Raw genomic sequence first — 26,754 nt, 5'->3', positions numbered from 1 at the left:
CTGGTGCAGCGCGAACGTATAGGAAGACAGGACCATGCGCGGATCAATCGGCTCAATGCTGCTGGACAGGCTTCGTCATTGCGGTGTTTCGCGCATTTATGGTGTGCCGGGGGACTATAACCTCGAATTTCTGGAACTGATCGAACGTACGCCCGGCATCCGCTTCATTGGCGCCTGCAATGAACTGAACGCGGCCTATGCGGCGGATGGGGATGCGCGGCTTTCGGGCGTCGGGGCCGTGCTGGTCACGTATGGGGTTGGCGATCTTTCGGCACTTTCCGCGGTAGCGGGGGCCTGTGCCGAAGGCGTGCCGCTGGTAGTGATTTCCGGCATGCCCCCGCTGCATGCGGTGCAGTCGCGCGCGCTGGTGCATCACACACTGGCTGATGGCGATTTTGATAACGTCATGACCTGTTACCAGCAGTTTACCGCTGCCTGCATGCGCCTGCATCCGGCCAGCGCGCGCGTGGAAACCGATCGTGTGCTGGACAGGATGCATACGGAAAAACGCCCGGTCTATATCCAGTTTCCATCCGACATCTGTTACGTCGAAACGGATATTCCTGCACTGGCCCCCGCCGTGCCGGTATCGGACCCGGCCCTTCTGGCCCGCGCGGCAGGGCGGCTGGCGGAACGGATCGCGCAGAGCCGCCAGCCCGTCGTGCTGGTGGATGGCATGGTGCGACAGTATGGATTGAACGATCAGGTCGAACGGTTCTGCCAGCACTTCAATATTCCCTATGCCGCCCTGTCCACCGCCCGGACGCAACTGGCGGAAACTGGACCGTTATGGCTTGGGCAGTACGGGGGTGCAGCCTCCGCACCCGATGTGGCGGCGTATGTACACGGGGCGGACTGTGTCATCGGTCTGGGCGTGCGGTTTGTTGATTCCACTTCCGGCTATTTTTCGCAGCGGATCGCGCCGGGGGCGATGGTGGATGTCCAGCCCTTCAGCATGACATGCGATGGGGAAAACATTCAGGGCATAAGGGCGCAGGACCTGTTTGATGCCGTAATGCAGGACCGCACTCCAGTAGCACCTCCCGTCCGCAGTTCGTGGCGGGCGCAGCAGGAGACCGCGCCTGCTGTTGCGTCAGCGCAGGGCGGCGGGTGGACACAGGCCATATTCTGGCAGCGCGTCGAACAGTTCCTGCGTCCGCATGATGTCGTGCTGGCGGATAATGGTTCATCCATGGTGGCCATGCTGCATGCGCACCTGCCTGCGGGATGCAGCCTGCTGGTGCAGCCTGTCTGGGCTGCGATCGGTTATTCGCTGCCTGCCGCACTGGGCGCGTGTCTGGCGACACCGCACCGGCGGCATGTGCTGTTCATTGGTGATGGTTCGTTCCAGATGACGGCGCAGGAACTATCCACCCTGCTGCGGCACAAATGCGCGATTACGGTGTTTCTGATCAATAACGGGGGTTACACCATTGAACGCATGATCCTTGGTCCACAGGCGGCATATAATGACATTGCCAACTGGGACTACGCCGCCCTGCCAGCCGCTATGGGCGGGGATGCCACGCCATTATGCCTGCGTGTGCAGGACCGGGCCGAACTGGAGGCTGCCCTGGATCAGGCCGCCGCGAATCAGGGCCTGACCTTTGTGGAAGTCGGCTTTACGCCCATGGATGCCCCTGCGGGCATGGCCGCGATGGGGCAGGCCGTGCGCCGCTACGATTATGGAATCGATACCCCCGATCTGCCCTGACCGGGGCATTGCGGCGGGGAGAGATCACATTTTACGCCCAATGGGCAATGACGTGTTTTTAGGCTGGACGGAAGCATCCGTGCAGGCTATTGAAAATACGACTGTTTTTTAGATGGGTCGGTATCGCTCCCATCTGCCTGCCACCTGTCCACGCCTGATGGCCGGATGGAAGCCATAAAAGCAGTTCACGAAAACGTGATATACCCCGATTAAAAAATGTGCATTTGCCTGAAGATTAATCAGGTTGAGGCAGCGCCTGAGTGGTCCTGCGTGCGTTCTGCCGTTTTTGTCAGCATCTTTTCGGACGTTCCAGAGTGAAGGGATAGTCACTGCCTGGAACTGATTGCTTATTGATCAGGTATTTTATTTTTATACTGCAATTAAGGAAGAATAGACCAAAACTTCCCGAGGATTTCTATTGATAGTATTTCGGTTCTGGTGTTCTGTCCGGCTTACCAACACAACACCCAAGGAACTGAAGCATGTTTATTGAAAACGTCAGCGCCATGATCGCTCACTCCGTCAACACCATGTCCTCGCTGACCATGGTTGCTTTCCTGCCCATGATTGCTGCCCTGATGGTTGCCACGATCGTTTCCGATCGCGCTGCCTGAAGCAGGGGTCGTCTGTCCTGACACCCATGCAGCCGGAATTCCCGCGATCATGCGGGAATGGCCGGCGGCAGCAGGACATAAGGTTGAATGACAGACGCTCCGGCGTCTTTTTTTATGCCCGGATAATGGGAAACATCGCTTCGACAGAAGGGATATCCACCCCCGCATGACCGATGGTGGACATATGACTGTCCTCCGGTCACGACGCATCAAAATGTTTTCGGGCTGGCGTGACGGACTCTATGTAACCAGAAATGCACCAGACAGGGTTGTAGCCTGACCGACATGGGTGTATCGGCCAAAAATATCGGGCGTACTCAGGTGCGCCTTTTTTATTTCTGTCCAGAGCATAATGCATGACCGATACACTGACCCATCACGGGAAAAGGGTGAGCGCGCCTGTTCGTCCGTCCCCTCATCCGGGCCTGATCTTTTTCATTCTGGCTATGGGTGGCTTTGCCATCGGCACGGCTGAATTCGCGGCCATGAGTCTCGTGCCCATGATTTCCGCAGGCATGCATGTCACCGTGCCGCAGGCGGGGCATGCTATCGAAGCCTATGCGGCGGGCGTATGTGTGGGCGCGCCGCTTATAGCCATGCTGGGCGCCAGACAGAGCCGTAAATACCTGCTGATCGGCATGCTGGCGATGTATGTGATCGGTAACGGGCTGACCGCGCTGGTTCCCAATTACGGGCTGCTGCTGCTGTGCCGCTTCATGAGCGGGCTGCCCCATGGCGCCTATTTTGGCACGGCGGGTATCGTCGCATCCTCCCTCGTGCCGCCGAACCGGCGTACGCAGGCCGTGGCGCGGGTCGTGCTGGGGCTTACCATCGCCACGATTGGCGGGGTACCAATGGCGAACGGACTGGGGCTGCTTGTCGGCTGGCGCTGGGCTTTTGTCCTTATCGCCGCACTGGCGCTGTGCACGATGCTGCTCATCATCTGTTTCGTTCCCACCGATCCGCCGCGTCCCCATGCCAGCGCCCTGACGGAGATACGCGCCCTGCGGAACCGTCAGGTCTGGCTTACGCTTGGTATTGGCGTTATCGGGTTCGGCGGCATTTTCTGCGTCTATACCTATCTTGCGTCCATCCTGCAGGAAGTCACGCATGCGCCCGCTTACATGATTCCGGTCATGCTGGCGGTATTCGGTGTGGGCATGACCGTGGGCACCATGGCGTGTGCGTGGGCGGCGGACCGCAAGATGATGCCGACCATTGGCGGCACGCTTCTGGTCAATGCGGCGGCGCTGGCGGGTTTTCCCGGTTCCGTGCATTCGGTGTGGGGCATGATGCCCATCGTGTTCATGATCGGTTGTGGTGGCGGGCTGGGCACCGTTATCCAGTCGCGGCTGCTGACCGTGGCCGTTGATGCGCAGGCGCTTGCGGCGGCCCTGAACCAGAGTGCGTTCAACCTGGCCAACGCCATCGGCCCGATGCTGGGCGGCATGGCGATCAGTTTCGGGCTTGGATGGGAATCCGTCGGCTGGGTCGGGGCCTGTCTTGCCATGGGCGGCTTCGTGATGTGGCTGCTGACGCTGAGCGATATCCGCGCAGCCGCCCGCAGGCAGGCGGGCGGCTGATAAATACACACCGCCGGAAGGGCAGGGGGCACGGCGCTTGATGCGTCGGCCCAACCTTCCTATCGTGCGGCATGACCACCGCACCGGCTGAAGGGCACGTGCTGCCCCCCTTACTGCGTGACCTGTTTCCCGCACGGTCAGTTCCCGGGCCAGCGGGCGAGGTGCTGCTGCATGTGCAGCACGTCCTTGATACCGAAGTCGCCCCTACGGCCGCCCAGCGGGACCGAACCGGGGGCTATCCCCATCAGGCCATTGCCGCGCTGAAGCGCACCGGCATCCTTGCCCTTGCGGTGCCGCGCGAATGGGGCGGGATGGGGATTGCGCAGGAACTCTCCCTCGAAATCATGCTGCGCATCGCCATGGCCGATCCTGCCGTGGCACAGATATACAAGGTGCATGACGACCTGCTGCGGGAGATATTTGTCTACGCGCCCGCGGCATTCCGTGGCCCGCTGGCGCGCCGGGTGGTGGATGGTCATGCCATCCTCGGCATGGCCGTGGCGGAAAACGGTCGCACGGCGGACAGCTTCCTCCAGACCCTTGCCCGACCGGGGCCGGAGGGCACGCATTTCATATCCGGCCGCAAGATTTATGCCACCGGGGCATCGGGTGCGGATCTGGTCGCGGTTTCGTCTTTCGATCCGGTTCGCGCCCAGCAGACAGGCTCCATCCGCGATGGCGTGCGCATGGATATTATCCCGCACGATACGGCGGGACTTGTCTTTCACCATGACTGGAACCGGATGGGCCAGCGCGCCACCGATTCTGGCACGGTCACGCTGGAGGATGTCCAGGTGGATGATCGGTGGAACGCGCTATCGCCAGATGCGCCCCTGCCGCAGCATGTCAGCCTGCGGTTTCAGGCCGGGTTCAGCGCGATCCTGACCGGTATCGGTATTGGCGCGTTACGCGCGGTCTGTGCGTTTGTGCCGCAACGGGCGCGGCCATGGGGAACCGCCGGTGTCGATAGCGCGGATCAGGACCCCTATGTCCGCCGCCTGCTGGGCGAAATCGGGGCGGATCTGTTCGGTGCGTATTGCAGTGTGATGCAGGCGGGGCGGATGCTGGACGGGTATGAACAGGGACACGTGACACGCAATGCCGTGGCGATGGCGGCCAGCGCCGCCCGATCGGTGGCCACGCGTGCGGCATTGCGGGCGGCGGGGGATGCACCGGCGGCGGCAGGCGCGCGGGGGACGGATGCGGTCAATGGGCTGGACCGGTACTGGCGCGATGCGCGCACTCTGTCGCTGCATGATCCCGTGGACTGGAAAAATGCTGAAATTGGTCGTCACCTGCTGACCGGGTGGGCACCAGAACCGGGACTGTACCAGTAATTTTCTGTTCTGTTACGGTTTGACAGGCCGCTGCATGCGTGATTGATCGGGAGCCTGTCCTGATCCATGGGGAAGCCTGAATGCACCGTCCTGTCATCGCCATCATCTCAACCGGCGGCACGATCGCCCGGCAGGCAATGGACCCGCGCGATACGGTCGATTATGCGGAAATCGGCACCAGCCTTGGCGGCAGCGACCTGCTGGCCGCGCTGCCTGAGGACGTGCGGGCACGCTTTGTCGTGCGCGGCATTCCGTTTTCCAGTTGCGATAGTGTGGAAATGACCCTGTCGCGCTGGTTTGATCTGGCATCCCTGGTCAGCCAGACGGTGGCAACGCAGCCCGATCTCGCTGGCGTGGTGATTACCCATGGCACCTCCTCGCTGGAGGAAGCAGCCTGTTTCCTCGACCTTGTGCTGGATGTGCCCTGTCCCGTCGTTGTGGTGGGCGCGCAGCGTCCCGCCAGCGCGATCAGCGCCGATGGTCCGGCCAATCTCTATGCCGCCCTTCTGGTCGCCTCCGCCCCACAGGCAGCGGGGCGCGGTGTTCTAGTCGTGTCCAACAACGAAATCCATGCAGCGCAGGAAGTGACAAAGGCGTCCACTTATCAGCTTGAAACCTTCCGCTCCCCCGATTTCGGGCCAGTCGGCATGATCGAGGCCAACCGGGTTTTCTTCGGGCGCGGCATGGGGCCGCGTCGGCATATCGGCTGGCCACAGGGCTACGGGCCGGGGGGAGAGATCCCGCGCGTTGATATCTGCTACAGCCATGCAGGTGCGGATGGCGTGGCGATCCGTGCTTTTGCCCATGCGGGCGCGCGGGGGCTTGTTTCGGCGGGCATGCTGCCGGGTATGTGTACGCCTGCGGAAAATGCCGCGTTTGACGCCGCCGTGGCGCAGGGCATCGTGGTGGTGCAGGCCAGTGCCGGATATTGCGGTGGCGTAGTGCGGCGGCAGGAACTGCTGCAGCGCGGGATTCTGGCAGCCGGGCACATGCGACCGAAACAGGCACGTATCCTTCTGGCCCTCGCCCTTCTGGGCGGGGCGGATACCGACGCGATACAGAGCCTGTATGACATGCCCTGAAATCGGGCAGCCCGTCAGAAAATACTGTTGAAGGCCACCTGCGGGGAGATGACCTGACTGGTATTATGCCCCGCGAACAGGGCCGAAACGCCCGCGATCACGCCGAAGCGGGGCGACCAGTTATATTCGATGGCGGGCGCGATCAGCCAGTCGCCGGAGGACTGTCCCAGTATATCCTGATACCGGCCCTGCGCGTTATGGCCGCGCACGACCGAGCCATTGGCCCAGTCACGCGCCAGATCCATGGCGATCACCCATCGCTGGTTGACGCCATATTCAAGCGAGAAACCACTTTCCCCATACATGCCCGGATGCGCCAGCCCCCGGAAACCGGCACTTGTACCGTAGCTGCTGACATCGGCGATATGGGCATTGGTCAGCGCGCGGCGGAAGGTGCCCCACGTGCGCAGCCGCAACGCATGATGGCCGGGCAGGACGTAGGTGGACTGTTCCGTCAGGGCAAGGCGGAATGTGTAGGTGCCCGTGCCGACGCCATCTTCCGACCGGCCCAGCCTGCTGTAGTCACCGCTGGGAAATCCCACCCCCACGAACAGGCTCAGGGCGGGGATGTAGCGCTTGGGATCGGCATCAAGATAGCGCCACATGACATCGACTGGCAGGTCGCCCATTTTCAGGCCGCTGGTCGTGCTGTGCCCCCTGCGCCAGCCATAGCTTATGGTCGGCGTCATCTGCAGGCTGATGGAATTGGTGATGGAGTATTTGTACAGCGTCAGGCTGGCGGCACTATGCGCCTTGTCCGACAGGGGCATGCCCCGTCCCGCACTGTCCAGATAGCCAACGGGCTGGTTGTAGAAGAAATACGGCTCCCACGCGAAAACGCCCTTTTTCGTCAGCGCGCCGGAGGGGGAAACCAGCGATCCGGTATACCACTGTTCATATTCCTCATGCAGGGCCTGCGATCCGGCACGTGGCCCGTTTCCCGTATCTTCCGCCCGGCCCGCGGAGATGCTGGCGAGCAAGAGAAGAACGGAAAAGGTAACGAATAATATTGATTCCGGTATCGGAATGTATAATGTTGCCCGACAGGGGCGACCGGCATCTTTTTGTATGGCAGGTACTGTACGGACTGATGCATTGCCCACGCCTTTTGCCGCGTGGGCGCGTATCACGGAAACCATGGCTGAAGGTTATTTCCTGAAACGGGGCGTCCCCTCACGCATGGCAGTGCGTGCCGGGTCTACTGGTGCTGGGCAGGCGGTGTGCGGCCCTTCTACATGCTGTGTGGCAGGTAAGGTGTCAGGACATTGCTGTTACTCCGTGGCCGGATGGCTGGGGAACGGGCGGGAGAATGGCAGTTCTCCCGCCGGTTTCAGGTGGTGGGAATTTCGGGCTGTTCGCTCTCCCCGGCAGCCGCCTGGCGCGCGGGGTTGAGGTATTTCCACCCCACCATCAGCAGCAGGGCCACGATCGGCATGCCCGCAAGGGTGGATGTGCCATTGGGGTAATCGAACATCATCAACACGACCACGCAGCCAAGGAAGGCCAGCGTCAGCCACGATGTGAAGGGCGCGCCTGGCATTTCAAACCCGCTGGACGCAATCCGCCCGCTACGCACGGCCTGCCGCAGCCGGATCTGGCTGAGCAGGATGAAGGCCCATGTGCTGATGATGCCCAGTGCCGCCATGTTCAGCACGATTTCGAACACCTGCGACGGCACGACGTAGTTCAGCACGACACCGACAAGATAGACCGCAACCGTAAGCAGGATGCCGTTGGCCGGGACCGAGCTTGCGTTCATGCGTGCCAGCGGGGCGGGTGCCGCCCCGCCCAGCGCCATGGCCCGCAGGACGCGACCGGTGGAATACAGCCCTGAATTGAGGCTGGACAGGGCCGCGGTCAGCACGACGATGTTCATGATCGTGTCTATGCCGGGCACGCCCAGCGCCTGGAAAAAGGTCACGAACGGGCTGGTGCCCGCGTGATAGGCCGTCCACGGCAGAAGGCTGACCAGCAGCACGACGGACAGCACGTAAAACAGCCCGATGCGCCAGATGACGCTGTTGATGCTGCGCGGCAGAACGGTGCGGACATCGGCGCATTCCCCCGCCGCCGTGCCGATCAGCTCGATCCCGGAATAGGCAAAGACCACCCCCTGCACCAGCAGCAGGCAGGCTATGGCCCCATGTGGAAACAGCCCGCCATTATCGGCAATCAGATGCAGGCCGGTCTGATGACCCGCAACCGGCATGCGCACCCCCAGCACGATGCTGCCGACGATAAGGAACAGGCACAGCGCCACGATCTTGATGAGGGAGAACCAGAATTCGATCTCACCAAACCATTTCACCCCCACCATGTTCAGCGTCGTGACGATACACAGCGCCAGAAGGGCGAAAACCCATTGGGGCACGCTGGCGAACGTGCCCCAGAAATGCATGTACAGCGCGACCGCCGTGATATCGACAATGCCGGTCATGGCCCAGTTCAAAAAGGACAGCCATCCCGCGACGAAAGCCGCCTTTTCACCGAGGAATTCCCGCGTGTAGGACACAAAGCTGCCGCATGTGGGCCGGTACATCACCAGTTCGCCCAGCGCGCGCATGATGAGGAACGAGAAGGCGCCACATATCAGGTAAACCAGCGCAAGCGACGGCCCCGCCGCCTGCAGCCGCGATCCCGCGCCCAGGAACAGCCCGGTCCCGATCGCCCCGCCAATGGCGATCATCTGGATCTGGCGACCGCCCAGAGCCTTGTGATAGCCGTCGTCATCCTGTTCGGGCAGGATGTGGGTGCTGTCTTCCAGCGCGGGGTCCGGTTTGCTCATGCTATGGTCTCCGCCATGATGGTCATAGATAGAGGGAGGAAGGCGTGCGCCGCCCCGGCACGGATGCGCGGCAGTCGCACGGTGGAAACCCCGCTGCCCGTTCCCGGCGGACGGTGGGCGGCACGCGCCCTGACGGGCACCGGCATTGTCGGGGTGGGGGAGAGTAATGTACAGGAACCGGACGGTTCCGGTCGCGGATGCTGGCTGCCCTGCCGCAGTTGAGGGAAGGTTGGCACGCCTGTCGCCCTAAATGTCTGATATGGAAGGGACAAAAAAGAAATACCACGCAGCATCACAGGTGTTGTTTTGCCGCGGACATTGTCAGACAGAATAGCAACTGACAAGCATGACTGCCTCAAATAAAGGTATCATGCCTAAAAAATAATCCAAATTTTTGAAACTTTAGCAGTAATTGCCTATAGTTTAGTCAATGAAAAGAGTCGCGTCGCCATGCTTGAAAAGGATTCCGGATACGCGGCATTGCGCGCCAGCGTGATGACGGGAGTGATGCTGCTTTCCGCCATGGGCCTTTCCATTCCCGCCCGTGCCGATAACGAGCGTTTTGAAGGCAGCGAACTGGCACAGGATGCCCCGCAATATTTCGTCCTGCAGCCACAGGACAGGCAGGCGGCGGACGGGACGGGTGAACTGCGTCTGTCGGAAAGCGGGATTGACCTGACCAACGGCGAACGGATCGAGGTCACCCTGGCCCAGGGGAATGAAGGCCATCTGCTTTACCGCGTGGATGAGGGGCAGAACCCCGTCATGCCATCGGGACAGCGCCTGTGTCCCGCACCGCTCAATCCGCTCTATCTGGATTTCCAGACCCCACAGGATGATGCCGGGCATTATGACATGACGCTGTACTGTAGTTCGCGTCCCGTGCCATTCCGCGCCATATTGCCGGGGCGCGCGGCGGCGGTGTTCCATTATCAGCGTGTGGCGGACACCCCTTGGGCCCATTCGGAGACGGAGGGCGGCTACCTGCACGGGGCGATGGCGCATTACTGTGCAGCGGGCCGTGATCCCGCCCGTACCAGCACATGCACCGCGCGCGAAGAAGCCGCCTATGCCGATATCATGGCCCGCAGGATCGCATCACCCGTGCTGCAGCACTGCGCGGCCTATGTGACCGGCCGCGCCAGCCATGCCGGTTATGTCAGCTTTGCCCATCTGCTCAACTGCGCGCGCGTGCGCGACAGCCGCTCGCTGTTCGATTACTGCAGCCAGCGCATGACCGGGCAGAAGCGGGTGGATGACACCAGTTTTTTTGATGCCAGCCCGACGCAGGCGCAGGCGACCGCCATGTGCTTCAATGCGCTGGCGGCGGCGCAGGCGCGCGAATAACGCTGCGGTGGCTATGTCTCAGGCGACATCGGGCACTTCTATGCCCGATACGAACCTGAATACTTCCTCATGATGCAGCAGGAAGACACGGTGCTTCTTGCCCAGCGCCAGCGCCTCCTGCGTGTAAGGCGCGTTGGAGACGATGATACCGATATCGGTCCTGCCATCGACCTTGCCCCGTATGCCCTGCCAGATCACGTCATCATGCACGGGTTTGTGGTCAATCCAGCAATGGACCAGCATTTTCAGGCCGTTGCGGCTGCAATGGATATCTGACCCAAGGCCCGTGGCCACGGGGGGGCGCGTTTCCCACCCGGCCTTCTCGATCCAGTGGGAGCAGAAGGCGGCATATTCCGCCTGGTTCATGCCCTTGTGATAGGTGCCGGGCGTTATCGCGGGACGGTCTGGCGGATTGGTGGCGGCACCTGCCGCCATGGCGGTGATGCTGGCATGCACCCGCTTGCGGATGGCGGGCCATAACGGGCCGAGACCCTGACTTTCCAGCGCGGGAATGGTGGTGGTGCGCATGAAGCGTTCGACCTGCGTGTTCCACGGCGTCCGGCTGCGCGGCAGTGTGGTGGTGGTGCGGGCCTGCATGTACCACCGTGCCAGCATGGGGCGGTGCCGTTCCGCCAGTTCCATGCAGATCCGTACCGCCCTGCGCCGCTGGATCATGATGCGTCCCGCACGCAGGATCAGGATCAGGACCCAGCCCGCGCCGCCTGCCAGCATCAGGGTCAGTACCAGCGAACCCAGCTTCTGGAATCCACGCGTCATGAAAAACAGATCGGTCGGCTGCGGCGTTTCCATTGGCTGCACGATAACGGCGGGCGCATCGGGGGCGGCAGGCTGATCCGCAGGTGGGGCAGCGGCTGCTACGGGATCGGCATCATGTCCGGCGGCATGGGGCTGCGTGCTGGCGGGCGGGGCAGGCAGCGGGGCTATGTCATCCGTCATGAAATAGAGCGGCGGCAGCCCCGGTTCGGGCGGGACGCGGCGCATGAGCGGCAGCCCGTTGCGGTTGGCGATCTTCTCCCACCGGATATCGGGGGTGACGGCATGGCAGTTGCCCTGCCGGATCAGCGTCTGGCGCTGTGCAGGGGACTGCGTTGCCATCTGGGTATGGTCGGACAGGGTGCGCAGGGCCGCATCATCCTCACACGCAAGTGTGGGACGGGGCGCGCTGTACAGGCCGGCGGCGCTGGCGCTTGCTGGCAGGTACAGGAGCAGGCAGGCACAGGCCCATACGCGCATGGCGCTTTGTATCCTTCCGGTCTGGAGTTCGCTGGTGCAGACCTAGGGTATCAGCAGATTCACAGATATGACGCTACGAACGCCGATATGCAGAACACGGTTGTATTTGTAAACATGCTTTCTCCGGTCCTGTATGTACTGGCGTCACTGCATGCGCGGTGGCGATGGGGAAGGGCGGCATGTTCCCACCGGGTAGCTGCCCCTTTATCCATCTTCTGGCGATGTTGATGAACTTCGCGGATGTTCATGGGGTGATGTTGGAAGGCAGGTGCGTATGACGGGGCGTTTTGCAGTTGTGCTGGCACGCCATCCCGCCGTAACCGGCGTGGAAGGCCTGTGCTATGGCCAGCAGGACGTGGCCCTTGCCGATGGGTGGGAGCGCATGGCCGACGGCCTGCGGACCGTCATGCAGGGGGCGGGGTGCCGCGTCATGTTCTCTTCTCCCGCCCGGCGCTGCCGGATGGTGGCGGAACGGGTGGCGCGGTTCATGAATCTGGACCTGCGGGTGGATTCACGTCTGCGTGAAATCAGTTTCGGGGAATGGGAGGGGCGTCCGTGGAACGGCATCTCCCGCACGGCACTTGATGAATGGGCAGCCGATGTGGGCGGCTTTGCGCCCCCGGGTGGGGAAAGCGGGCGTGAACTCCGTGCCCGCGTGCGGCATTTCTGGACCGAAATGCAGCAGTTCGGTCAGTCCTGCGCGATCATAACCCATGGCGGGCCGCTGCGGCTCATGCAGGGGATGATGTATGGCCTGCCCGGCAGCCTTCTGGCCCCGTCACCCCCAATGGGGTCGGTACGTGTGGTCGAACAGGGTGATGCCCGCTTCAGCACAGGGCTGTCAGAACCGCACATTCCGCCACAACTGCCGTTGCACCAAGAACATCTCCGGTCTGTCCACCAAGCTGCCAGCGCGCGAACCGGCACATGAGGGCGGCTGCCAGCGCCGCCACGATGCAGGCTGCTGTCATGCGCGGCGCGGGCAGCAGCAGGGCCGCCGTGCATCCCGCAAGGCACAGGCAGGCCACGAACGCCTGAACCGGCAGATAGGCCATGGAACTTGCCAGCCCGTCGGATCGGGCCGGGGGCAGGCGACGCAGGACCACCACCATGCACGCCCGCGCCAGCGCGCCCGCCACGGGCATGGCCAGCAGCGCGGTGCGTTCCGGCATGGCCGCCAGCGCGGTGACACGTACCAGCAGGGCGAGTCCCAGCGCCATGACCCCATAGCTGCCCACCCGGCTGTCACGCATGATTTCCAGCTTGCGCGCGCGATTGGACCCGCCGCCGCAGCCATCGGCCATGTCCGCCAGCCCGTCTTCATGCAGGCCGCCGCATACCAGAAGCAGCAGCGCGATGCTCCACCCGGCAGCGGGCAGGTGCGCTATGCCCAGTTGCAGCAGACCGGCGTACACCATGGCCGCCGCTTCCCCCAGTAACGCGCCGACCAGCGGCCAGCACCATATGCTGCGCGCCATGGAATAGGGCAGCCTGCCACGGGCAAGCCAGTCGGTGGGCAGGCGGGTCAGCAGGCCGATGCCGCAGACCAGATCGGCGCGCAGGCGGGTCAGCGTGCTCATTGCCGGTCGCTGACCTGCGCCTGCGCGAAGGTGGCCATGCCACACAGGCAGGCGACCGCCGCACGCACCAGCGGGACCGCCAGCCCCGCGCCCGATCCTTCTCCCAGCCTCAGGCGCAGGTCCAGCAGGGGTTCCATGCCAAGGGCCGCCGCCAGATGTGCATGCCCCCCTTCGGCTGAACAGTGCGACAGCCGGGTATGGGCCAGGCCCTGCGGGTTGATCTGCTGCAATGGCGCGAGGGCCGCGGTGCAGATGTAGCCGTCCACCAGCACGGGAATGTTCATGTACCGCGCGGCGATGGTGGCCCCCAGTATGGCGGCCAGCTCATGGCCACCAAGGCGGCGGGCGACCTCCAGCGGGTCATCAAGCGTATTGCCGTGATGGATCAGGGCGCGATCAATGACCTCCGCTTTGTGGCGCACGCCCGCGTCGTCCAGCCCCGTGCCGCGCCCGGCCCATTTAATCCCGCCCCCACCGAACAGGGCGGCGGCAATGGCGGCGGCAGGGGTGGTGTTGCCAATCCCCATCTCGCCCAGACACAGCAGGTCGGTATCGGGCCGGACAGCCCGCATGCCGGTATGGATGGCCTGTATGAAGGTGGCCTCATCCATGGCGGCGGCATGGGTCAGGTCGGCGGTCGGGCGCAGTTCCTGCACTTCGACCACATGCAGCCGCGCGGCGGCCACGCGGGCGATCTGGTTGATGGCGGCCCCGCCGCTGCGGAAATTGAACACCATCTGGCGCGTGACATCGGTGGGCCACGGTGTCACACCCTGCGCGGTTACGCCGTGGTTCCCGGCGAAAACGATGATATCCACCCGTTCGGCACGGGGGTGGGCCGTATGCTGCCATTCGCCCGCCCAGCAGGCCAGTTCCTCCAGCCGGCCAAGGCTGCCGGGGGGCTTGGTCAACTGGCTGTCACGGTGGGTAATGGCGCTCCGCGCCGCCCCATCGGGTGGCGGAAGATCGTGACACAGCGCACGCAGCGCGGCCATGTCGGACGGGAAGGAAAGACGGGATGGCATGGCAGGAGTTGTGTGGTCTTATGCGTCCCGATGCAAGATGGTGGAGAATAAAATGAAGGCGGTTCCCCCGCAGGATGGAACGACCGGCATGCTGGCCTGCACGCTGGTGCTGGGTGGCGCGCGTTCGGGCAAGAGCCGCTTTGCGGAGGGGCTGTTTACCCGCTGGCCGACCCCATGGACCTATATCGCCACCTGCCAGCCCCATGATGATGAAATGACCCGTCGCGTGGCGCGGCATCGCGCGGGCAGGGGGGAAGGCTGGCATACGCGCGAAGCGCCGCTGGACCTGCCCGCAGCCCTTGACGGCGCCGGTGCCCGGCCGGTGCTGGTGGACTGTCTGACCCTGTGGCTGACCAATCTCATGCTCGCGGAACATGATATCGCAGCCGCGACGCAGGCGCTGCTGGCGGCCCTCGCCCGCCGCACGGGGCCAACCGTTCTGGTATCGAACGAGGTGGGGCAGGGGATCGTGCCCGATAATGCGCTGGCGCGTCGTTTTCGTGATGAGGCCGGTCTGCTGCATCAGGCCCTTGCGCGGGAGGTCGCGCATGTTGTCTTTGTGGTAGCTGGCCTGCCGATGGAGCTGAAATGACCCTTACCCCCGAAGAAGAAATCCGCCACCGCGAGAAAATGGCCAAACGCAAGGCCGTGCAGGACCGTGAGGTCAGCAGCAAGTCGATCGAGAAGGGACTGCTTGCCGTGCATACCGGCGCGGGCAAGGGTAAATCCACTGCCGCCTTCGGCATGGCGCTGCGCACCCTGGCCCATGGCGGCCGGATCGTGGTGGTCCAGTTCATCAAGGGGGCGTGGAACACGGGGGAACGCAAGGCGCTGGAACTGTTTGGCGATCAGGTGGAATGGCATGCGCTGGGCGAGGGCTTTACGTGGAACACGCAGGACCGTGCCCGCGATATCGAAAACTGCCGTATCGCATGGGAACAGGCCCGCGCCGCGCTGAAGCGCCCGGATGTATCGATGGTGATACTGGACGAACTCAATATCGCCCTGCGTTACGACTACCTGCCCATTGATACGGTGCTGGCTGATATCGCCGCACGTCCCGCCATGCAGCATGTGGTGGTGACGGGCCGCAACGCCCGTCCCGCCATGATCGAGGCCGCCGATCTGGTCACGGAAATGACGCAGGTCGCCCATCACTTCCGCAAGGGGGTGAAGGCGCAGGCCGGGATCGAGTTCTGATGTCACCGCGCGCCATCATGTTTCAGGGCACCGGCTCCAGCGTGGGGAAGTCGGTGCTGGTGGCGGGACTTGCGCGCGCGCTGACCCGGCGTGGCCTGCGCGTGCGTCCCTTCAAGCCGCAGAACATGTCCAACAACGCCGCCGTCACGGCTGACGGGGGCGAAATCGGGCGTGCGCAGGCCCTTCAGGCGCGTGCCTGCGGGGTGGCGCTGTCGGTTGACATGAATCCCGTCCTGCTCAAGCCACAGGGCATGACCGGATCGCAACTGGTGGTGCGCGGACAGATGCGTGGACAGGTCCGCGCCCGTGATTTCCAGAGCTTCAAACGGGGCCTCATGCCCGAAGTGCTGGACAGTTTCCATACACTCGCCGCACAGGCCGATATCGTGCTGGTGGAAGGGGCGGGATCGGCGTCGGAGGTAAACCTGCGTGCCGATGACATCGCCAATATGGGCTTCGCGCAGGCGGCGGATATTGACGTGGTGCTGGTGGGCGATATCGATCGGGGCGGGGTGATCGCCAGCCTTGTCGGCACGGACGTGGTGGTGGCCCCCGATGATGCGCGGCGGATCAGGGGTTTTATCGTCAACCGTATGCGTGGTGATCCTTCCCTGTTCGCAGCGGGGATGGAGGCCATCGCCCGGCGGACCGGCTGGCAGCCCGTGGGGCTGGTGCCATTTCTCGACCGTGTGCGTGACCTGCCAGCGGAGGACGCAGCCGATCTTGCCCCCGGCGGCAGGACGGCCAAGGGGCGTGTGCGCATCGTGGTGCCGTGCCTGCCGATGATCGCCAATTTTGATGATCTGGACCCGCTGGCGGCGGAAGACGGCGTATCACTGACCATGGTTCCGCGCGGGACGGTGCTGCCGGAAGCCGATCTGATCATCCTGCCGGGGGCCAAGGCCACGATTGCCGATCTGGCCGTGCTGCGACAGGAAGGCTGGGATATCGACATTCAGGCCCATATGCGCCGGGGCGGTCATGTGCTGGGTATCTGTGGTGGTTACCAGATGCTCGGTCGCAGCATTGCCGATCCCGATGGGATCGAAGGTCCGCCCTGCACGGTGGACGGGCTGGGACTGCTGGATGTCACGACCGAGCTTGGGGGAAGCAAGCGGCTGGAAGACGTGAGCGGCCATCTTCTGCCCGAAGGCGCGGCCCTGCGGGGGTATGAGATGCATATCGGCCGCACGCACGGCCCCGACCATGACCGCCGCCCGCTGATTGATCTGGGCAACAGGCGCGATGGGGCGGTCAGTCCTTCGGGCCGGGTATGGGGTACTTATGTCCACGGCCTGCTGGCGGATGGCACGGCGCGGGCGGCGTTACTGGCGCGGCTGGGCGCGCAGTCGCATGGCTGCGATCATGACCGGACGGTGGATGCCGCGCTGGATGCGCTGGCCGACCATCTGGAAACCCATCTGGATATCGATGGCCTGCTGCGACTGGCCCGTCCGGTACGTCCGCTGTCAGCGGCGGCGCAGGTGGCGTGCGCATGCACCTACAACTGACATGGCGGCCACGGTCTGGATCAGGCAGGCGCGACGGTATAGCGCCAGCGCGCGATACAGGTCACGCGGGCGCAGGTCGGCGGAGCCGTCGCCCACCCATGGTTCAGGGGTAATCACACCGTTATAGCTGCGTGGCCCCGACAGCCTTATGCCCAGCGCGCCCGCCATTGCCGCTTCCGGCCAGCCCGCGTTGGGGGAACGGTGGGTGCGGGCATCGCGCCAGAGGATGCGCACTGCCGCACCCGCCCGCATGCCGGGCATGGTGGCGGCGGCAAGGACGATCCATAGTGCCGACAGGCGGGATGCAGGCAGGTTGACCACATCATCCAGCCTTGCCGCGGCAAAACCAAAAGCGTCATGGCGGGGGGTGCGGTGGCCGATCATGCTGTCTGCCGTATTGACGGCCTTGTAGAAGACTACCCCCGGCAGTCCACCCGCCGCCATCCATGCAAGCGGGGCCACGATCCCGTCGGAAAAGTTTTCCGCCAGTGTCTCGGTCGCCGCGCGCAGCACACCGGCTTCATCAAGCTGTTCGGGATCGCGACCGACGATATGCGATACCGCCCTGCGTGCCGCAGGCAGGCTGGTTTCGGCTTCGCGCGCCACCATCATGACATGATCATGCAGCGAACGCTGCGCCACGAATGCGCTGGCCATGATGGCGGTTACGGGTAAGGCCAGCCAGCGCGGCAGGATGCGGTGCAGCAGTCGTGCGGCCAGACATGTGGTGGCGGTCGGGACCGCAACGATCAGGCCCGTGGCGATAAAACCGTTCGCCCTGCGCTGCGATGGCGTGCGGTCAGGGGTATTGAGCGTGCGGTCCAGCCTGTCGATCAGCGCGCCAATCCACATGACCGGATGGCCGATGCGGCGTACCAGCGCCTGCGGATAGCCGATCGCGGCATCGGTTACGGATGCCATGCAGACAAGGCTGATATTGCGATACAGGAAAGTGGAAAAGCGCATGGGATGTGGATATTGCGCGCCCCGTGCAGGGTCAAGGAACGGGCGCTTTGCAGGCCGATTGCGCCCTTTCCCGGTCAGATGGAAACATGCCAGCGCCATGCAGCCTGACAACCATCAGCATTGTGGCATTCGTGACCATAACCGACGGATACAGGTCCACCCGGCATGACCGGGAAATGGCGGAAAAAAGCCGGTTCCGCCCCGTGCGGCCTTGACAGGAATGGATGGCCTGCCGGAAGGTTCACATTGTCGTGTAGCCATCGCTCCACTCCATCTTTCGGGGCGGCACGGCGTACCGGTGTTTCCGCCTGCCGGAGCAGGCAGCCGGATCAGGATATTTTATTTAAACGCAGTATTTGAGGTCATGACATGAGCAAGCCTGCAAAGCCCGTAACCGCTCCCTCACGCCGCAAGGCCAGCCCGGAAGCGGGATCTTCGGTCGCCGCCGAACCGCCCGCTACTACTGCCGTGCGGCGGAGCAAGGGGGGACCCGCCGCCGCAAAGGCTGCGGGCACAAAAAGCGTCAGCAGAACGTCGCGCGCAAAGGCTGACGCAGGCATTGCCGATGCACCGCCAGTAGAAACAGGCGGAGGCAGGCTCACGGCTCCCAAAGCCGACATGATGGAAAAAGAAGTCACATCCCCCGCACGGAATAAGCGCGCGGCACCGAAATCCGGGGCGGTCGCAGGGAAGAAACGTAAATCCCCAACCGTTGCGTCAAAGACGGCCAGGGCAGATACGCCAGCCAGACGCCCCCGTAAGGCAGCCGGGGCAAAAGGGAGCGCAGGTTCCGCCCGTCCCCGTCGTTCGGCAGTGGATGCGTGGCGGGAAACACGGGCCGCACGCAAACAGGCGCGCCTTGAACGGCTGGCCGCGCAGAAAGCCGCATCGTCATAGCAGGATGGTCGGTTTGCCGATCATATTTTCTTGTGAGCCTGAAAATAGTGGAAAAATGATCTAGGCACCCCTCCGTTCCATGCGGGTATAGTGAATGTTCACGATACCAATAGACGCAAGGCGTGGCGGGAAGGCATTTTTGGGTATTAGCGGTTTACGACATATTTCGTCACGACGACGGTTCATGCAGGGGGTCGCCGGGGTTGCTGCCTGCAGTACATTCCTCAGTTCACGCATGCGGGCCGCCACCCCTCCCGCAAAGGCTTACACACCGCGTTTTTTCGATGGCGCGGAATGGGATTTCCTTCTCGCCGCATGTGACAGGCTGATCCCTGCCGATGAGAATGGCCCCGGCGCGCTGGCGCTGGATGTGCCGCGTTTTCTCGACATGCAGATGGATACCCCCTACGCCCACGGCGCGCAGTGGTTCATGGACGGGCCTTTCGTGCAGGGGCCGGACAATCTGGGCTACCAGCTACCCTATGATCCCCGCACCCTGTACCGGCGCGGCATCGCGGGTATGAACGCGCATGCGGCAACCCGTCATGGCAGGCCGTTCGCCAGCCTTGCGCCATCGGTGCAGGATGAACTGCTGCAGGCGGCGGAAAAGGGCACGCTGGCGTTTGGTGACATCCCGTCCCGGGTTTTCTTCGATCAGTTGCTGGCCAATGTGATGGAAGGGGCATTTTCCGATCCCGTGCATGGCGGCAATACCCGGCTGGGTGGATGGGTCATGCTGGGCTTTCCCGGCGCGCGGGCGGATTTCATGGACTGGGTGGACCGCTACGGCGCGCATTACCCGCTGGGCAGCATTTCCATTTCGGGAGAAACGGCATGAGCGCGGATGCACGCAGGCTCAGGCCGGTGGACGTGGTGATCGTGGGTGGCGGCTGGGCCGGGTCGATCATGGCGAAGGAAATGACCGAAGCCGGGCGGTCGGTCGTCATGCTTGAACGCGGCGCGGACCGCAGCACGGCGGCGGATGGTGCCTATCCTGCTTCGCTGGACGAACTTGAAGCCAATTTCCGGTACAGGCTGTTTCAGGATCTTTCAAAAAATACCGTCACGATCCGCAACAACAGCCAGCAGACGGCGCTGCCCTACCGGCGCATGTCCGCCTTCCTGCCCGGTGAAGGGGTTGGCGGCGCGGGGCTGCACTGGTCGGGCGTGCATTTCCGTATGCCCCCCGATGACCTGCGCCTGCGTTCGCGCGTGATCGAAAAATATGGCCGTCGCTTCATACCCGAAGGGATGAACCTTCAGGATTACGGCGTTACCTATGAGGAACTCGAACCCTTTTTCGATAAGGCGGAAAAGGTGTTTGGCACCTCTGGCGAAGCCTACATGGTTGATGGAAAGGTGGTGGGGAACGGGAATGTCTTTTCTCCTTCACGCTCCGATACTTTTCCGCTGCCTGCGCTGAAGGATGTCTACACCGCCCACCTGTTCCGCAAGGCGGCGGCGGAGGTGGGGTTCCACCCCTATTCCCTGCCTGCCGCCAATGCGTCACGGCAGTATGTCAATCCGTATGGCGTGCAGATGGGACCATGCAATTTCTGCGGTTATTGCAGTGGCTATGCCTGTTACATGTATTCCAAGGCATCGCCCAATGTGAACATCCTGCCCGTGCTGCGGCGTCACCCGCTGTTTGAACTGCGCCCGCGCTGTCATGTGCTCAGGGTGGAAAAGGATGCGGATGGACGGCGCGCAACGGGCGTGACCTATATCGATGCGCAGGGGCAGGTGTTTACCCAGCCCGCCGAACTGGTGATCCTGACCGCGTTCCAGTTCCATAACGTGCGCCTCATGCTGCTGTCGGGCATCGGCCGGCCATACGACCCGGTTCATAATGAAGGGGTGGTGGGCCGTAATTTCGTCTACCAGAACGTGACGACCAGCACCGTCTGGCTCGACCCGAAGGTCGAGACCAACCAGTATATCGGCGCGGGCGGCGGTGGCGTGGCGTTCGATGATTTCAACAGCGAGAATTTCGACCACGGGCCACTGGGTTTCGTGGGGGGATCGCCCGTATGGGTCAATCAGGCCGGGGTCCGGGCCATCGCTGCCGCCAATGCCGGTGGCCCGCCGGGGACACCGCGCTGGGGCAGCGCGTGGAAGGCGGGGATGATCGATACCTACCGCCATTCCCTGCGCATTGATGCCCATGGGGCGAACATGGCCTATCGGGATGTGTATCTCGATCTCGATCCGACATGGAAAGATGCTTACGGCCAGCCGCTCCTGCGCATGACCTTCGACTGGAAGGACAACGACATCCGCATGAACCGTTATGTGGTTGACCGGATTGGCGATGTGGCGAAGGCCATGGGCGCGCGGCGTACCCATCTTGTCAGGCGTGAATTCGGCGTGCCCTTCGATACGCGGCAGTACCAGACAACCCATCTGGGCGGGGGGGCCGTTATGGGCGAAGACCCGCAGACCAGCGCCCTCAACCGCTACTTGCAGTCATGGGATGTGCATAATGTGTTCGTGATCGGTGCGAACGCCTTTCCGCAGGGGACGGGCTATAACCCCACGGGCATGGTCGCCGCCCTTGCATACTGGGCGGCCCATCATATCCGCACCACCTATCTTGCCCAGCCGGGGCCGCTGGCGGGATGAGGCGTGTAACTGTGTCATGGATGCGGCTGCCTGTTGCGGGCATGATCGCGTTCCTCGCGCTAGGGATCGCAGCCGCGCGGGCGGATGACGATGTGCGCGAACGCGGCGCGTATGTAGCCCGGACGGCGGATTGCGAAGCCTGTCACACCGTGCCCGGTCAAGCGCCCTTTGCCGGTGGGCTTGAGTTCCACCTGCCCACCGGCACGTTATACGCGCCCAACATCACTCCTGATGCGCGGACCGGCATTGGTCGGTATTCGGAAGCCGAATTTATCCGTGCGGTCCGGCAGGGCATCCGGCGCGATGGCGCGACCCTGTACCCGGCCATGCCCTATCCGTCCTATGCGCGCATGACGGATGAGGACCTGCATGCGCTGTATGTCTATTTCATGCAGGGCGTGAAACCGGTTTCCCATGCGGTGGTGCAGGATGGCATGACATGGCCGTTTTCCATGCGCTGGCCGCTGGCGGTATGGCGCTGGCTGTTCGCACCCAACCCGCGTGATGCATTGCAGCAGTCAGGGGCGCGTACTTTCCCCGACCCACTGGTGGCGCGTGGCAGTTATCTGGTCGAAGGGCCGGGGCATTGCGGGGCCTGCCATACGCCCCGTGCCGTGACGATGCAGGAAAAGGCCCTGACGGCTGTGGACGGCACGCTCTACCTGTCGGGTGGCGGACCGGTGGATGGGTGGCGGCCCGTCAGCCTGCGGGGCGACAACCGCACGGGGCTGGGGCGGTGGAATGAACAGGACATCGTACGCTTCCTCGCCACGGGGCGCATGCCGCTGGGTGCGGCCTTTGGCGGCATGACGGACGCCATCGCCCATGGCACGCAGCATATGACACCGCAGGACCAGCTTGCGATTGCGCGCTACCTGAAAACCCTCTCGCCCCTTACCCCCATGGCGGAAGGCTGGACTTACGATCCCACGGCGGCTGATGCCCTGCGCGGGGGGGATGTATCGGCACGCGGCGCGCGGCTGTATGTCGATAACTGTGCCGCATGCCACCGGACCGACGGGCGGGCCTATCCCACCACGTTCCCGCCACTGGCCGGGAACCCCGTGGTGATGGACCCGACACCGGATTCGCTTATCCGCATCGTGCTGGCTGGCAATACCCTGCGTGCAACGCGACAGACACCGTCCGCCTTTGTCATGCCCGGTTTTGCCGCCCGCATGAACGATCAGGCCGTGGCCGATACCGTCACCTTCATCCGCGCGGCATGGGGCAACAACGCACCGCCGGTCAGTCCGTCGGATGTCGCGGCGGTCAGGCGCACGACGACCGGTGGCGCGGCCCCGGCGTCACTGCCCCTGAACTGATTGTGAAGCGCCATTGCCATGTCCCGCGGTTGCCCGAACCGGGGGAAGGGGCATGAATGAAGCGCGTAGTAAAGGAAGGGAGCCGTAAGAATGTCCATGCACCGGCGCAGCCTGCTGCTTGCAACCCTTCCGCTGGCATTGGGGGCGGGGACCATCGCCCATGCGACGGAACCGGCGCGTGACGCCATCAATCACGACCATGGCGCGGCCCCGTCCGGTCCGTTCGAGATCGTGGCCCGGTTCGATGGTCCGGGTCCGTCCGGTATCGCGGTGACGCACGGGCGTATTTTTGTGGGCTTCCCCCGCCATGCGGTCAATCACCGGGGGGCCACGCTGGGGGAACTGAAGGACGGGCGTCTTTATCCCTATCCCGATGCGGCGCAGAGCCTGCCTTCCGATCGTCCGCCCGCAACGCGGCTCATGTCCGTTCATGGCATGACCACCGATACGCAGGGCCGGTTATGGCTGATTGATGATGGCAAGCTGGCGGGGCAGCCTCTTGCGCCCGGCGCCGCCAAGATTGTTGGCATCGATCCTGCAACCGATCGTGTCTTCGCCCGCATCGTCCTGCGTGCCCCCGTCCTTCTGCCCGACAGTCACATGAACGACCTGCGGGTGGACCTGACGCATGGCGCGCAGGGCACGGTTTACGTTACCGATTCTTCGTTCGGGATGTCGCCCGCCCTTGTCGTTGTGGATGTAGCCACGGGCCGTCAGCGCCGTGTACTGGCCAGTCATCCTTCCATTCAGGCCGAACGCAGCTTCATGGCGGTGGTGGAAGGGCGTCCGCTTGTGTTTGACCCGCCCGCGCATCCACCCGGTTTCGTATCGGGCGGGGTGGATGGCATCACGCTGTCACCCGACAGTGCCACACTGTATTACAGCCCGCTGACCAGCAGGCGGCTATACGCCATTCCCACCGGCCTGCTGGCCGATTTTTCCCGAACCGACGAACAGCTTGCCGCCGGTATCCGCGACCTTGGCGAAAAGGGCGTGGCCGATGGTCTGGCAACCGATGCGCAGGGCCGCATCTACACCACCAATTTTGAACATGACGCCATTTTCCGGCGCAATGTCGATGGCAGCTTTGACACCATGGTGCATGACCCGCGCGTGCTGTCACCCGATGGCATATTTGTCGATGGTGGCATGGTCTACTGCACATTGGGGCAGTGGAACCGGTTAGCCAGCTTCAATGGCGGACATGACCTGCGCGTGCCGCCCTATTACCTGATCCGCTTTCCTGCCGATCCACCCGCGCAGGTGGATGCGACAAAGACGGTGCGTGAGTAGTTGCCCCTTTCCCCGGCGGCGGAATTGCGGCAACAATCCCACCCATGAATATCATGTCGCGTATGATCCTGCCCCTGATGCAGCGCCTGGACCCCGAGGACGCCCATCGTATCGCCCTTGACGCCCTGCAACTTGGCCTGGGCGGCGTATCCTGCCCCGGTAACGATGACCCGGCCCTGTCGGTCCGCGCCATGGGGCTGCGTTTTCCCAATCCCATCGGCATGGCGGCCGGTTTTGACAAGAACGCCCTTGTGGTCCGTCCCCTGACACGTTCCGGTTTCGGCTTTGTCGAAGCGGGCACCGTCACCCCGCGTCCACAGCCGGGCAATCCGCAGCCGCGTCTGTTCCGCCTGACGGAAGACCGCGCCATCATCAACCGCATGGGTTTCAACAATCAGGGCATCGACCGCTTTGCCGTGCGTCTGGCGCGCCTGCACCGTGTGTCCTCCCCGCGTCGCGCGCCGGGTGCGCAGGTGCCGGTGGGCGCGAATCTGGGCATCAATAAAACCGGGGCGGACCCCGAGCGCGATTACCCCATGCTGGTCGGGCGCGTTAAGCATTATGCCGATTATATCGTAATCAACCTGTCTTCCCCCAACACGCCGGGCCTGCGCGACCTGCTTGAAGCATCGCGGCTGAAGGGCATTCTGGATGCGATCAACACCGCCCATCCCGAACGTCCGCCACTGCTGGTCAAGATTTCGCCTGATATCGCGCATGACGATGCGCCGGGCGTGGTCGAAGCCGCCATTGAAGGTGGCGCGCAGGGTCTGATCGTGTCCAATACCACCATTTCGCGTCCCGCAGGGCTGCTCAGCCCCCATGCGGGTGAAAGCGGTGGCCTGTCCGGTCGCCCGCTGCGCGCACTGGCGCAGGACATGCTGACCAGGGTGGCAAAGGTCGCCAACGGGCGCGTGGCGCTGGTCGCCTCCGGCGGTATCGAAACCGGCGCCGATATTCTTGATCGCGTGCGGGCCGGGGCGGATCTGGTGCAGATCTATACGTCCTATATCTATGAAGGGCCGGGTATCCTTCGCCGCCTGAAAGCGGAAACCCTGCGTGCGCTGCGTGCTGAAGGGTTCGAGACCCTGGCCGATGCGAAGGGAACCGCCCTGACATGAAGTGGCATGACGGGATGGCCGGTCTGGCGGACAGGTATGACGGCTTCATCCTGGACCTGTGGGGCGTGGTGCATAACGGTGTCGCGCCCTATCCCGGCGTGCTGGACTGTCTTGGTCGGCTGCGTGCGGCGGGTCGTCGCGTGGTGCTGCTGTCGAACGCCCCGCGCCGCACGGCCACTGTGGAGCCGGGGCTGCGCCGCATGGGTGTTACGGCCGATCTGTATGATGCGATCATGACCAGTGGCGAGTGTACGCACCGGATGCTGGCGGCCCGCAAGGATGCGTGGTTCGCGGGGCTTGGGCGGCGCATGCTGCATCTTGGCCCCGACAAGGATGTGGATGTCTATGCGGGGCTGGACCTCGATATCGTGACCGATCCCGCCCATGCTGATTTTGTTCTTAACACCGGGCCGGATGCGGAACTGGGGGAGGAGGACATTGCTCCCTACCTTCCCATTCTGGAACAGTGCGCCGCCCATAAACTGCCCATGATCTGCGCCAATCCGGACCAGCAGGTCATTCGCGGCAACGTGCGCCTGATCTGCGCCGGGGCCATGGCAAGCTGGTATGAAAGCCGGGACTGTGCGGTGCGCTGGATCGGCAAACCCTATCCGGAAGTTTATGGTCGGGCGCTGTCACTGCTGGATGTACCGCCCGTTCGCGTGCTGGCGGTTGGCGATGCGCTGGCAACCGATATGCGGGGTGCGGCCACTGTGGGCATTGATGGCTGCTGGGTACTGGGCGGCATCCATCAGGAAATGCTGGGCGGTAGCTGGGAACATGGCCGTAACGCCGATTATGACCTTGCGGTGGCCGAAGCAACGTCTGCGGGGCTCGCCCCGGTGGCCTGCGTGCCTTCCCTGCGCTGGTAGGGAAGGGCGCGCGTCGTTCAGGCGTGACCGGCGGCTCCGCTGAACCATGCGGGATCAATCCGCACGCTGGCCAGCGCCTGTCGCCATTTGGCGTCATGGTCGGGACCGAACACGATGTTTTCGGTCGCAGGCGCGGTGATCCACGCATTGTGGTGCAGCATCTCGTCTTCAAGCTGGCCCGCTTCCCAGCTTGCATGCCCCATGGCCAGAAGCGCGTGGGCTGGGCCGTTGCCGTCGGCTATGTCGCGCAGTACGTCAAGGCTGGCGGTCAGCGTGGTGGTGCGGTCCACCGGCAGGCTGCCATCCCCGCTCCAGTCCGACGTATGAAGCACGAATCCGCGCCCGTTATCCATCGGGCCGCCCGCGCACAGGTTGATGCGGCGGCGTGGCGGTACGGGGGCGATGCCAAGCTGTTCAAGCACATCGTCCAGAACAGGCTGTGACAGGCGGCGGTTTACGACAAGGCCCATCGCCCCGTCCTCAGGCGTGTGGGCGCACAGATACACGACACTGCGCGCAAAGGCGGGATCGGTCAGGGCCGGGGTTGCCACCAGCAGGTGGCCGGTCAGGCTGCAGCCTGAAGGTATTGTGAAGGAAGCCATACCCCACCATAGAACCTGATCCGC

The 26,754-nt window shown here is 63.5% G+C and carries 25 protein-coding genes; 17 read left to right on the top strand and 8 right to left on the bottom strand.

Annotated elements, in window-relative coordinates:
* Window positions 1-34 precede the first annotated feature (34 nt).
* The 5 genes from CFR79_RS01510 to CFR79_RS01495 all read left to right on the top strand — a co-directional run bounded on the left by CFR79_RS01510 (window position 35) and on the right by CFR79_RS01495 (window position 6,330).
* Window positions 35-1,714: an alpha-keto acid decarboxylase family protein gene (locus CFR79_RS01510; RefSeq protein ID WP_258373348.1), complete on the top strand. Its 1,680-nt coding sequence runs from the start codon at window positions 35-37 to the stop codon at window positions 1,712-1,714.
* A gap of 482 nt (window positions 1,715-2,196) precedes the next feature.
* On the top strand, window positions 2,197-2,328 hold the full coding sequence (locus CFR79_RS16075; protein ID WP_257997475.1) for a hypothetical protein: 132 nt from the start codon (window positions 2,197-2,199) through the stop codon (window positions 2,326-2,328).
* A 356-nt stretch (window positions 2,329-2,684) separates the two neighbouring features.
* Window positions 2,685-3,911 carry an MFS transporter gene (locus CFR79_RS01505; protein WP_110546670.1) on the top strand — a complete coding sequence of 409 codons (1,227 nt, stop codon included), beginning with the start codon at window positions 2,685-2,687 and terminating at the stop codon, window positions 3,909-3,911.
* Window positions 3,912-3,982: 71 nt separating this feature from the next.
* Window positions 3,983-5,248 carry an acyl-CoA dehydrogenase family protein gene (locus tag CFR79_RS01500; RefSeq protein ID WP_110546668.1) on the top strand — a complete coding sequence of 422 codons (1,266 nt, stop codon included), beginning with the start codon at window positions 3,983-3,985 and terminating at the stop codon, window positions 5,246-5,248.
* A gap of 80 nt (window positions 5,249-5,328) precedes the next feature.
* On the top strand, window positions 5,329-6,330 hold the full coding sequence (locus CFR79_RS01495; RefSeq protein ID WP_110546665.1) for an asparaginase: 1,002 nt from the start codon (window positions 5,329-5,331) through the stop codon (window positions 6,328-6,330).
* A gap of 14 nt (window positions 6,331-6,344) precedes the next feature.
* Here the strand turns inward: CFR79_RS01495 and CFR79_RS01490 are convergent, their stop codons facing one another.
* Together CFR79_RS01490 and CFR79_RS01485 are read right to left on the bottom strand one after the other, a co-directional pair.
* Window positions 6,345-7,469, bottom strand: a complete 1,125-nt coding sequence (locus CFR79_RS01490; RefSeq protein ID WP_102323098.1) for a hypothetical protein — start codon at window positions 7,467-7,469, stop codon at window positions 6,345-6,347.
* Between the two features lie 191 nt (window positions 7,470-7,660).
* Window positions 7,661-9,115: an amino acid permease gene (locus CFR79_RS01485; protein ID WP_102323099.1), complete on the bottom strand. Its 1,455-nt coding sequence runs from the start codon at window positions 9,113-9,115 to the stop codon at window positions 7,661-7,663.
* Between the two features lie 15 nt (window positions 9,116-9,130).
* On the opposite strand from CFR79_RS01485, the gene CFR79_RS15620 reads away from it, so the two are divergent.
* Both CFR79_RS15620 and CFR79_RS01480 read left to right on the top strand, forming a co-directional pair.
* Entirely contained in the window at window positions 9,131-9,337 is a 207-nt protein-coding gene (locus CFR79_RS15620; protein WP_146220109.1) for a hypothetical protein, read from the top strand.
* A 228-nt stretch (window positions 9,338-9,565) separates the two neighbouring features.
* Window positions 9,566-10,462, top strand: coding sequence for a hypothetical protein (locus CFR79_RS01480; RefSeq protein WP_110546663.1), 897 nt, complete (start codon window positions 9,566-9,568; stop codon window positions 10,460-10,462).
* An 18-nt stretch (window positions 10,463-10,480) separates the two neighbouring features.
* On the opposite strand, the gene CFR79_RS01475 is transcribed toward CFR79_RS01480, so the two are convergent.
* A complete protein-coding gene (locus tag CFR79_RS01475) occupies window positions 10,481-11,716 on the bottom strand; it encodes a restriction endonuclease (protein ID WP_110546660.1) in 1,236 nt (411 codons plus the stop codon).
* 274 nt (window positions 11,717-11,990) lie between these two features.
* Between CFR79_RS01475 and CFR79_RS01470 the strand changes: the two genes are divergently transcribed.
* The gene (locus CFR79_RS01470) at window positions 11,991-12,647 is read left to right on the top strand and encodes a histidine phosphatase family protein (protein ID WP_102323102.1); all 657 of its coding nucleotides are present in this window, start codon (window positions 11,991-11,993) and stop codon (window positions 12,645-12,647) included.
* Here CFR79_RS01470 and cobS read toward each other — a convergent pair.
* Both cobS and cobT read right to left on the bottom strand, forming a co-directional pair.
* Window positions 12,544-13,296, bottom strand: coding sequence for an adenosylcobinamide-GDP ribazoletransferase (gene cobS, locus CFR79_RS01465; RefSeq protein WP_110546657.1), 753 nt, complete (start codon window positions 13,294-13,296; stop codon window positions 12,544-12,546). The genes CFR79_RS01470 and cobS overlap by 104 nt on opposite strands.
* Entirely contained in the window at window positions 13,293-14,321 is a 1,029-nt protein-coding gene (gene cobT, locus CFR79_RS01460; RefSeq protein ID WP_110546654.1) for a nicotinate-nucleotide--dimethylbenzimidazole phosphoribosyltransferase, read from the bottom strand. The genes cobS and cobT overlap by 4 nt, the downstream gene beginning before the upstream one ends.
* On the opposite strand from cobT, the gene cobU reads away from it, so the two are divergent.
* From cobU to CFR79_RS01445, 3 genes are read left to right on the top strand one after another with little or no spacing between them, the layout of a single operon-like run.
* On the top strand, window positions 14,320-14,913 hold the full coding sequence (cobU, locus tag CFR79_RS01455) for a bifunctional adenosylcobinamide kinase/adenosylcobinamide-phosphate guanylyltransferase (RefSeq protein WP_110546652.1): 594 nt from the start codon (window positions 14,320-14,322) through the stop codon (window positions 14,911-14,913). The two genes, cobT and cobU, sit on opposite strands and share 2 nt — an antisense overlap.
* Complete coding sequence (gene cobO / locus CFR79_RS01450; protein ID WP_102323106.1) at window positions 14,910-15,521, top strand: cob(I)yrinic acid a,c-diamide adenosyltransferase; 612 nt, start codon at window positions 14,910-14,912, stop codon at window positions 15,519-15,521. Before cobU ends, cobO begins: the two co-directional genes overlap by 4 nt.
* On the top strand, window positions 15,521-17,032 hold the full coding sequence (locus CFR79_RS01445; protein ID WP_110546648.1) for a cobyric acid synthase: 1,512 nt from the start codon (window positions 15,521-15,523) through the stop codon (window positions 17,030-17,032). The genes cobO and CFR79_RS01445 overlap by 1 nt, the downstream gene beginning before the upstream one ends.
* Here CFR79_RS01445 and cbiB read toward each other — a convergent pair.
* Together cbiB and CFR79_RS15615 are read right to left on the bottom strand one after the other, a co-directional pair.
* The gene (gene cbiB / locus CFR79_RS01440) at window positions 16,991-18,097 is read right to left on the bottom strand and encodes an adenosylcobinamide-phosphate synthase CbiB (RefSeq protein WP_309146554.1); all 1,107 of its coding nucleotides are present in this window, start codon (window positions 18,095-18,097) and stop codon (window positions 16,991-16,993) included. The two genes, CFR79_RS01445 and cbiB, sit on opposite strands and share 42 nt — an antisense overlap.
* A gap of 263 nt (window positions 18,098-18,360) precedes the next feature.
* Window positions 18,361-18,558, bottom strand: a complete 198-nt coding sequence (locus tag CFR79_RS15615; RefSeq protein ID WP_146220108.1) for a hypothetical protein — start codon at window positions 18,556-18,558, stop codon at window positions 18,361-18,363.
* A gap of 476 nt (window positions 18,559-19,034) precedes the next feature.
* Here CFR79_RS15615 and CFR79_RS01435 point away from each other — a divergent pair, with 476 nt between their 5' ends.
* The 6 genes from CFR79_RS01435 (at window position 19,035) to CFR79_RS01410 (ending at window position 26,128) form a co-directional block, all read left to right on the top strand.
* Window positions 19,035-19,733 carry a gluconate 2-dehydrogenase subunit 3 family protein gene (locus tag CFR79_RS01435; RefSeq protein ID WP_110546646.1) on the top strand — a complete coding sequence of 233 codons (699 nt, stop codon included), beginning with the start codon at window positions 19,035-19,037 and terminating at the stop codon, window positions 19,731-19,733.
* Window positions 19,730-21,517, top strand: coding sequence for a GMC family oxidoreductase (locus tag CFR79_RS01430; RefSeq protein WP_110546643.1), 1,788 nt, complete (start codon window positions 19,730-19,732; stop codon window positions 21,515-21,517). The genes CFR79_RS01435 and CFR79_RS01430 overlap by 4 nt, the downstream gene beginning before the upstream one ends.
* Before the next feature lie 20 nt (window positions 21,518-21,537).
* Complete coding sequence (locus tag CFR79_RS01425; RefSeq protein ID WP_408884554.1) at window positions 21,538-22,842, top strand: cytochrome c; 1,305 nt, start codon at window positions 21,538-21,540, stop codon at window positions 22,840-22,842.
* A 96-nt stretch (window positions 22,843-22,938) separates the two neighbouring features.
* Entirely contained in the window at window positions 22,939-24,135 is a 1,197-nt protein-coding gene (locus CFR79_RS01420) for an L-dopachrome tautomerase-related protein (protein ID WP_181417333.1), read from the top strand.
* Window positions 24,136-24,179: 44 nt separating this feature from the next.
* Entirely contained in the window at window positions 24,180-25,256 is a 1,077-nt protein-coding gene (locus tag CFR79_RS01415; protein WP_110546636.1) for a quinone-dependent dihydroorotate dehydrogenase, read from the top strand.
* Window positions 25,253-26,128, top strand: a complete 876-nt coding sequence (locus CFR79_RS01410) for a TIGR01459 family HAD-type hydrolase (RefSeq protein ID WP_110546633.1) — start codon at window positions 25,253-25,255, stop codon at window positions 26,126-26,128. Before CFR79_RS01415 ends, CFR79_RS01410 begins: the two co-directional genes overlap by 4 nt.
* Before the next feature lie 17 nt (window positions 26,129-26,145).
* Here the strand turns inward: CFR79_RS01410 and CFR79_RS01405 are convergent, their stop codons facing one another.
* Window positions 26,146-26,730: a YqgE/AlgH family protein gene (locus CFR79_RS01405; RefSeq protein WP_102323114.1), complete on the bottom strand. Its 585-nt coding sequence runs from the start codon at window positions 26,728-26,730 to the stop codon at window positions 26,146-26,148.
* Window positions 26,731-26,754: the final 24 nt, after the last annotated feature.

This window comes from Komagataeibacter saccharivorans (genome assembly GCF_003207825.1).
Taxonomy (GTDB): Bacteria; Pseudomonadota; Alphaproteobacteria; order Acetobacterales; family Acetobacteraceae; genus Komagataeibacter; species Komagataeibacter saccharivorans.
This window is presented reverse-complemented; position numbering and strand designations above follow the sequence as displayed.

Bases quoted from the DNA above. Each gene is read 5' to 3' on its own strand.
- CFR79_RS01510 (WP_258373348.1), top strand. From the start codon at position 35: ATGCGCGGATCAATCGGCTCAATGCTGCTGGACAGGCTTCGTCATTGC.
- CFR79_RS16075 (WP_257997475.1), top strand. From the start codon at position 2,197: ATGTTTATTGAAAACGTCAGCGCCATGATCGCTCACTCCGTCAACACC.
- CFR79_RS01505 (WP_110546670.1), top strand. From the start codon at position 2,685: ATGACCGATACACTGACCCATCACGGGAAAAGGGTGAGCGCGCCTGTT.
- CFR79_RS01500 (WP_110546668.1), top strand. From the start codon at position 3,983: ATGACCACCGCACCGGCTGAAGGGCACGTGCTGCCCCCCTTACTGCGT.
- CFR79_RS01495 (WP_110546665.1), top strand. From the start codon at position 5,329: ATGCACCGTCCTGTCATCGCCATCATCTCAACCGGCGGCACGATCGCC.
- CFR79_RS01490 (WP_102323098.1), bottom strand. From the start codon at position 7,469: ATGGTTTCCGTGATACGCGCCCACGCGGCAAAAGGCGTGGGCAATGCA.
- CFR79_RS01485 (WP_102323099.1), bottom strand. From the start codon at position 9,115: ATGAGCAAACCGGACCCCGCGCTGGAAGACAGCACCCACATCCTGCCC.
- CFR79_RS15620 (WP_146220109.1), top strand. From the start codon at position 9,131: ATGATGGTCATAGATAGAGGGAGGAAGGCGTGCGCCGCCCCGGCACGG.
- CFR79_RS01480 (WP_110546663.1), top strand. From the start codon at position 9,566: ATGCTTGAAAAGGATTCCGGATACGCGGCATTGCGCGCCAGCGTGATG.
- CFR79_RS01475 (WP_110546660.1), bottom strand. From the start codon at position 11,716: ATGCGCGTATGGGCCTGTGCCTGCCTGCTCCTGTACCTGCCAGCAAGC.
- CFR79_RS01470 (WP_102323102.1), top strand. From the start codon at position 11,991: ATGACGGGGCGTTTTGCAGTTGTGCTGGCACGCCATCCCGCCGTAACC.
- cobS (WP_110546657.1), bottom strand. From the start codon at position 13,296: ATGAGCACGCTGACCCGCCTGCGCGCCGATCTGGTCTGCGGCATCGGC.
- cobU (WP_110546652.1), top strand. From the start codon at position 14,320: ATGGCAGGAGTTGTGTGGTCTTATGCGTCCCGATGCAAGATGGTGGAG.
- cobT (WP_110546654.1), bottom strand. From the start codon at position 14,321: ATGCCATCCCGTCTTTCCTTCCCGTCCGACATGGCCGCGCTGCGTGCG.
- cobO (WP_102323106.1), top strand. From the start codon at position 14,910: ATGACCCTTACCCCCGAAGAAGAAATCCGCCACCGCGAGAAAATGGCC.
- CFR79_RS01445 (WP_110546648.1), top strand. From the start codon at position 15,521: ATGTCACCGCGCGCCATCATGTTTCAGGGCACCGGCTCCAGCGTGGGG.
- cbiB (WP_309146554.1), bottom strand. From the start codon at position 18,097: ATGGCGCTGGCATGTTTCCATCTGACCGGGAAAGGGCGCAATCGGCCT.
- CFR79_RS15615 (WP_146220108.1), bottom strand. From the start codon at position 18,558: ATGCCTGCGTCAGCCTTTGCGCGCGACGTTCTGCTGACGCTTTTTGTG.
- CFR79_RS01430 (WP_110546643.1), top strand. From the start codon at position 19,730: ATGAGCGCGGATGCACGCAGGCTCAGGCCGGTGGACGTGGTGATCGTG.
- CFR79_RS01425 (WP_408884554.1), top strand. From the start codon at position 21,538: ATGCGGCTGCCTGTTGCGGGCATGATCGCGTTCCTCGCGCTAGGGATC.
- CFR79_RS01420 (WP_181417333.1), top strand. From the start codon at position 22,939: ATGCACCGGCGCAGCCTGCTGCTTGCAACCCTTCCGCTGGCATTGGGG.
- CFR79_RS01415 (WP_110546636.1), top strand. From the start codon at position 24,180: ATGAATATCATGTCGCGTATGATCCTGCCCCTGATGCAGCGCCTGGAC.
- CFR79_RS01410 (WP_110546633.1), top strand. From the start codon at position 25,253: ATGAAGTGGCATGACGGGATGGCCGGTCTGGCGGACAGGTATGACGGC.
- CFR79_RS01405 (WP_102323114.1), bottom strand. From the start codon at position 26,730: ATGGCTTCCTTCACAATACCTTCAGGCTGCAGCCTGACCGGCCACCTG.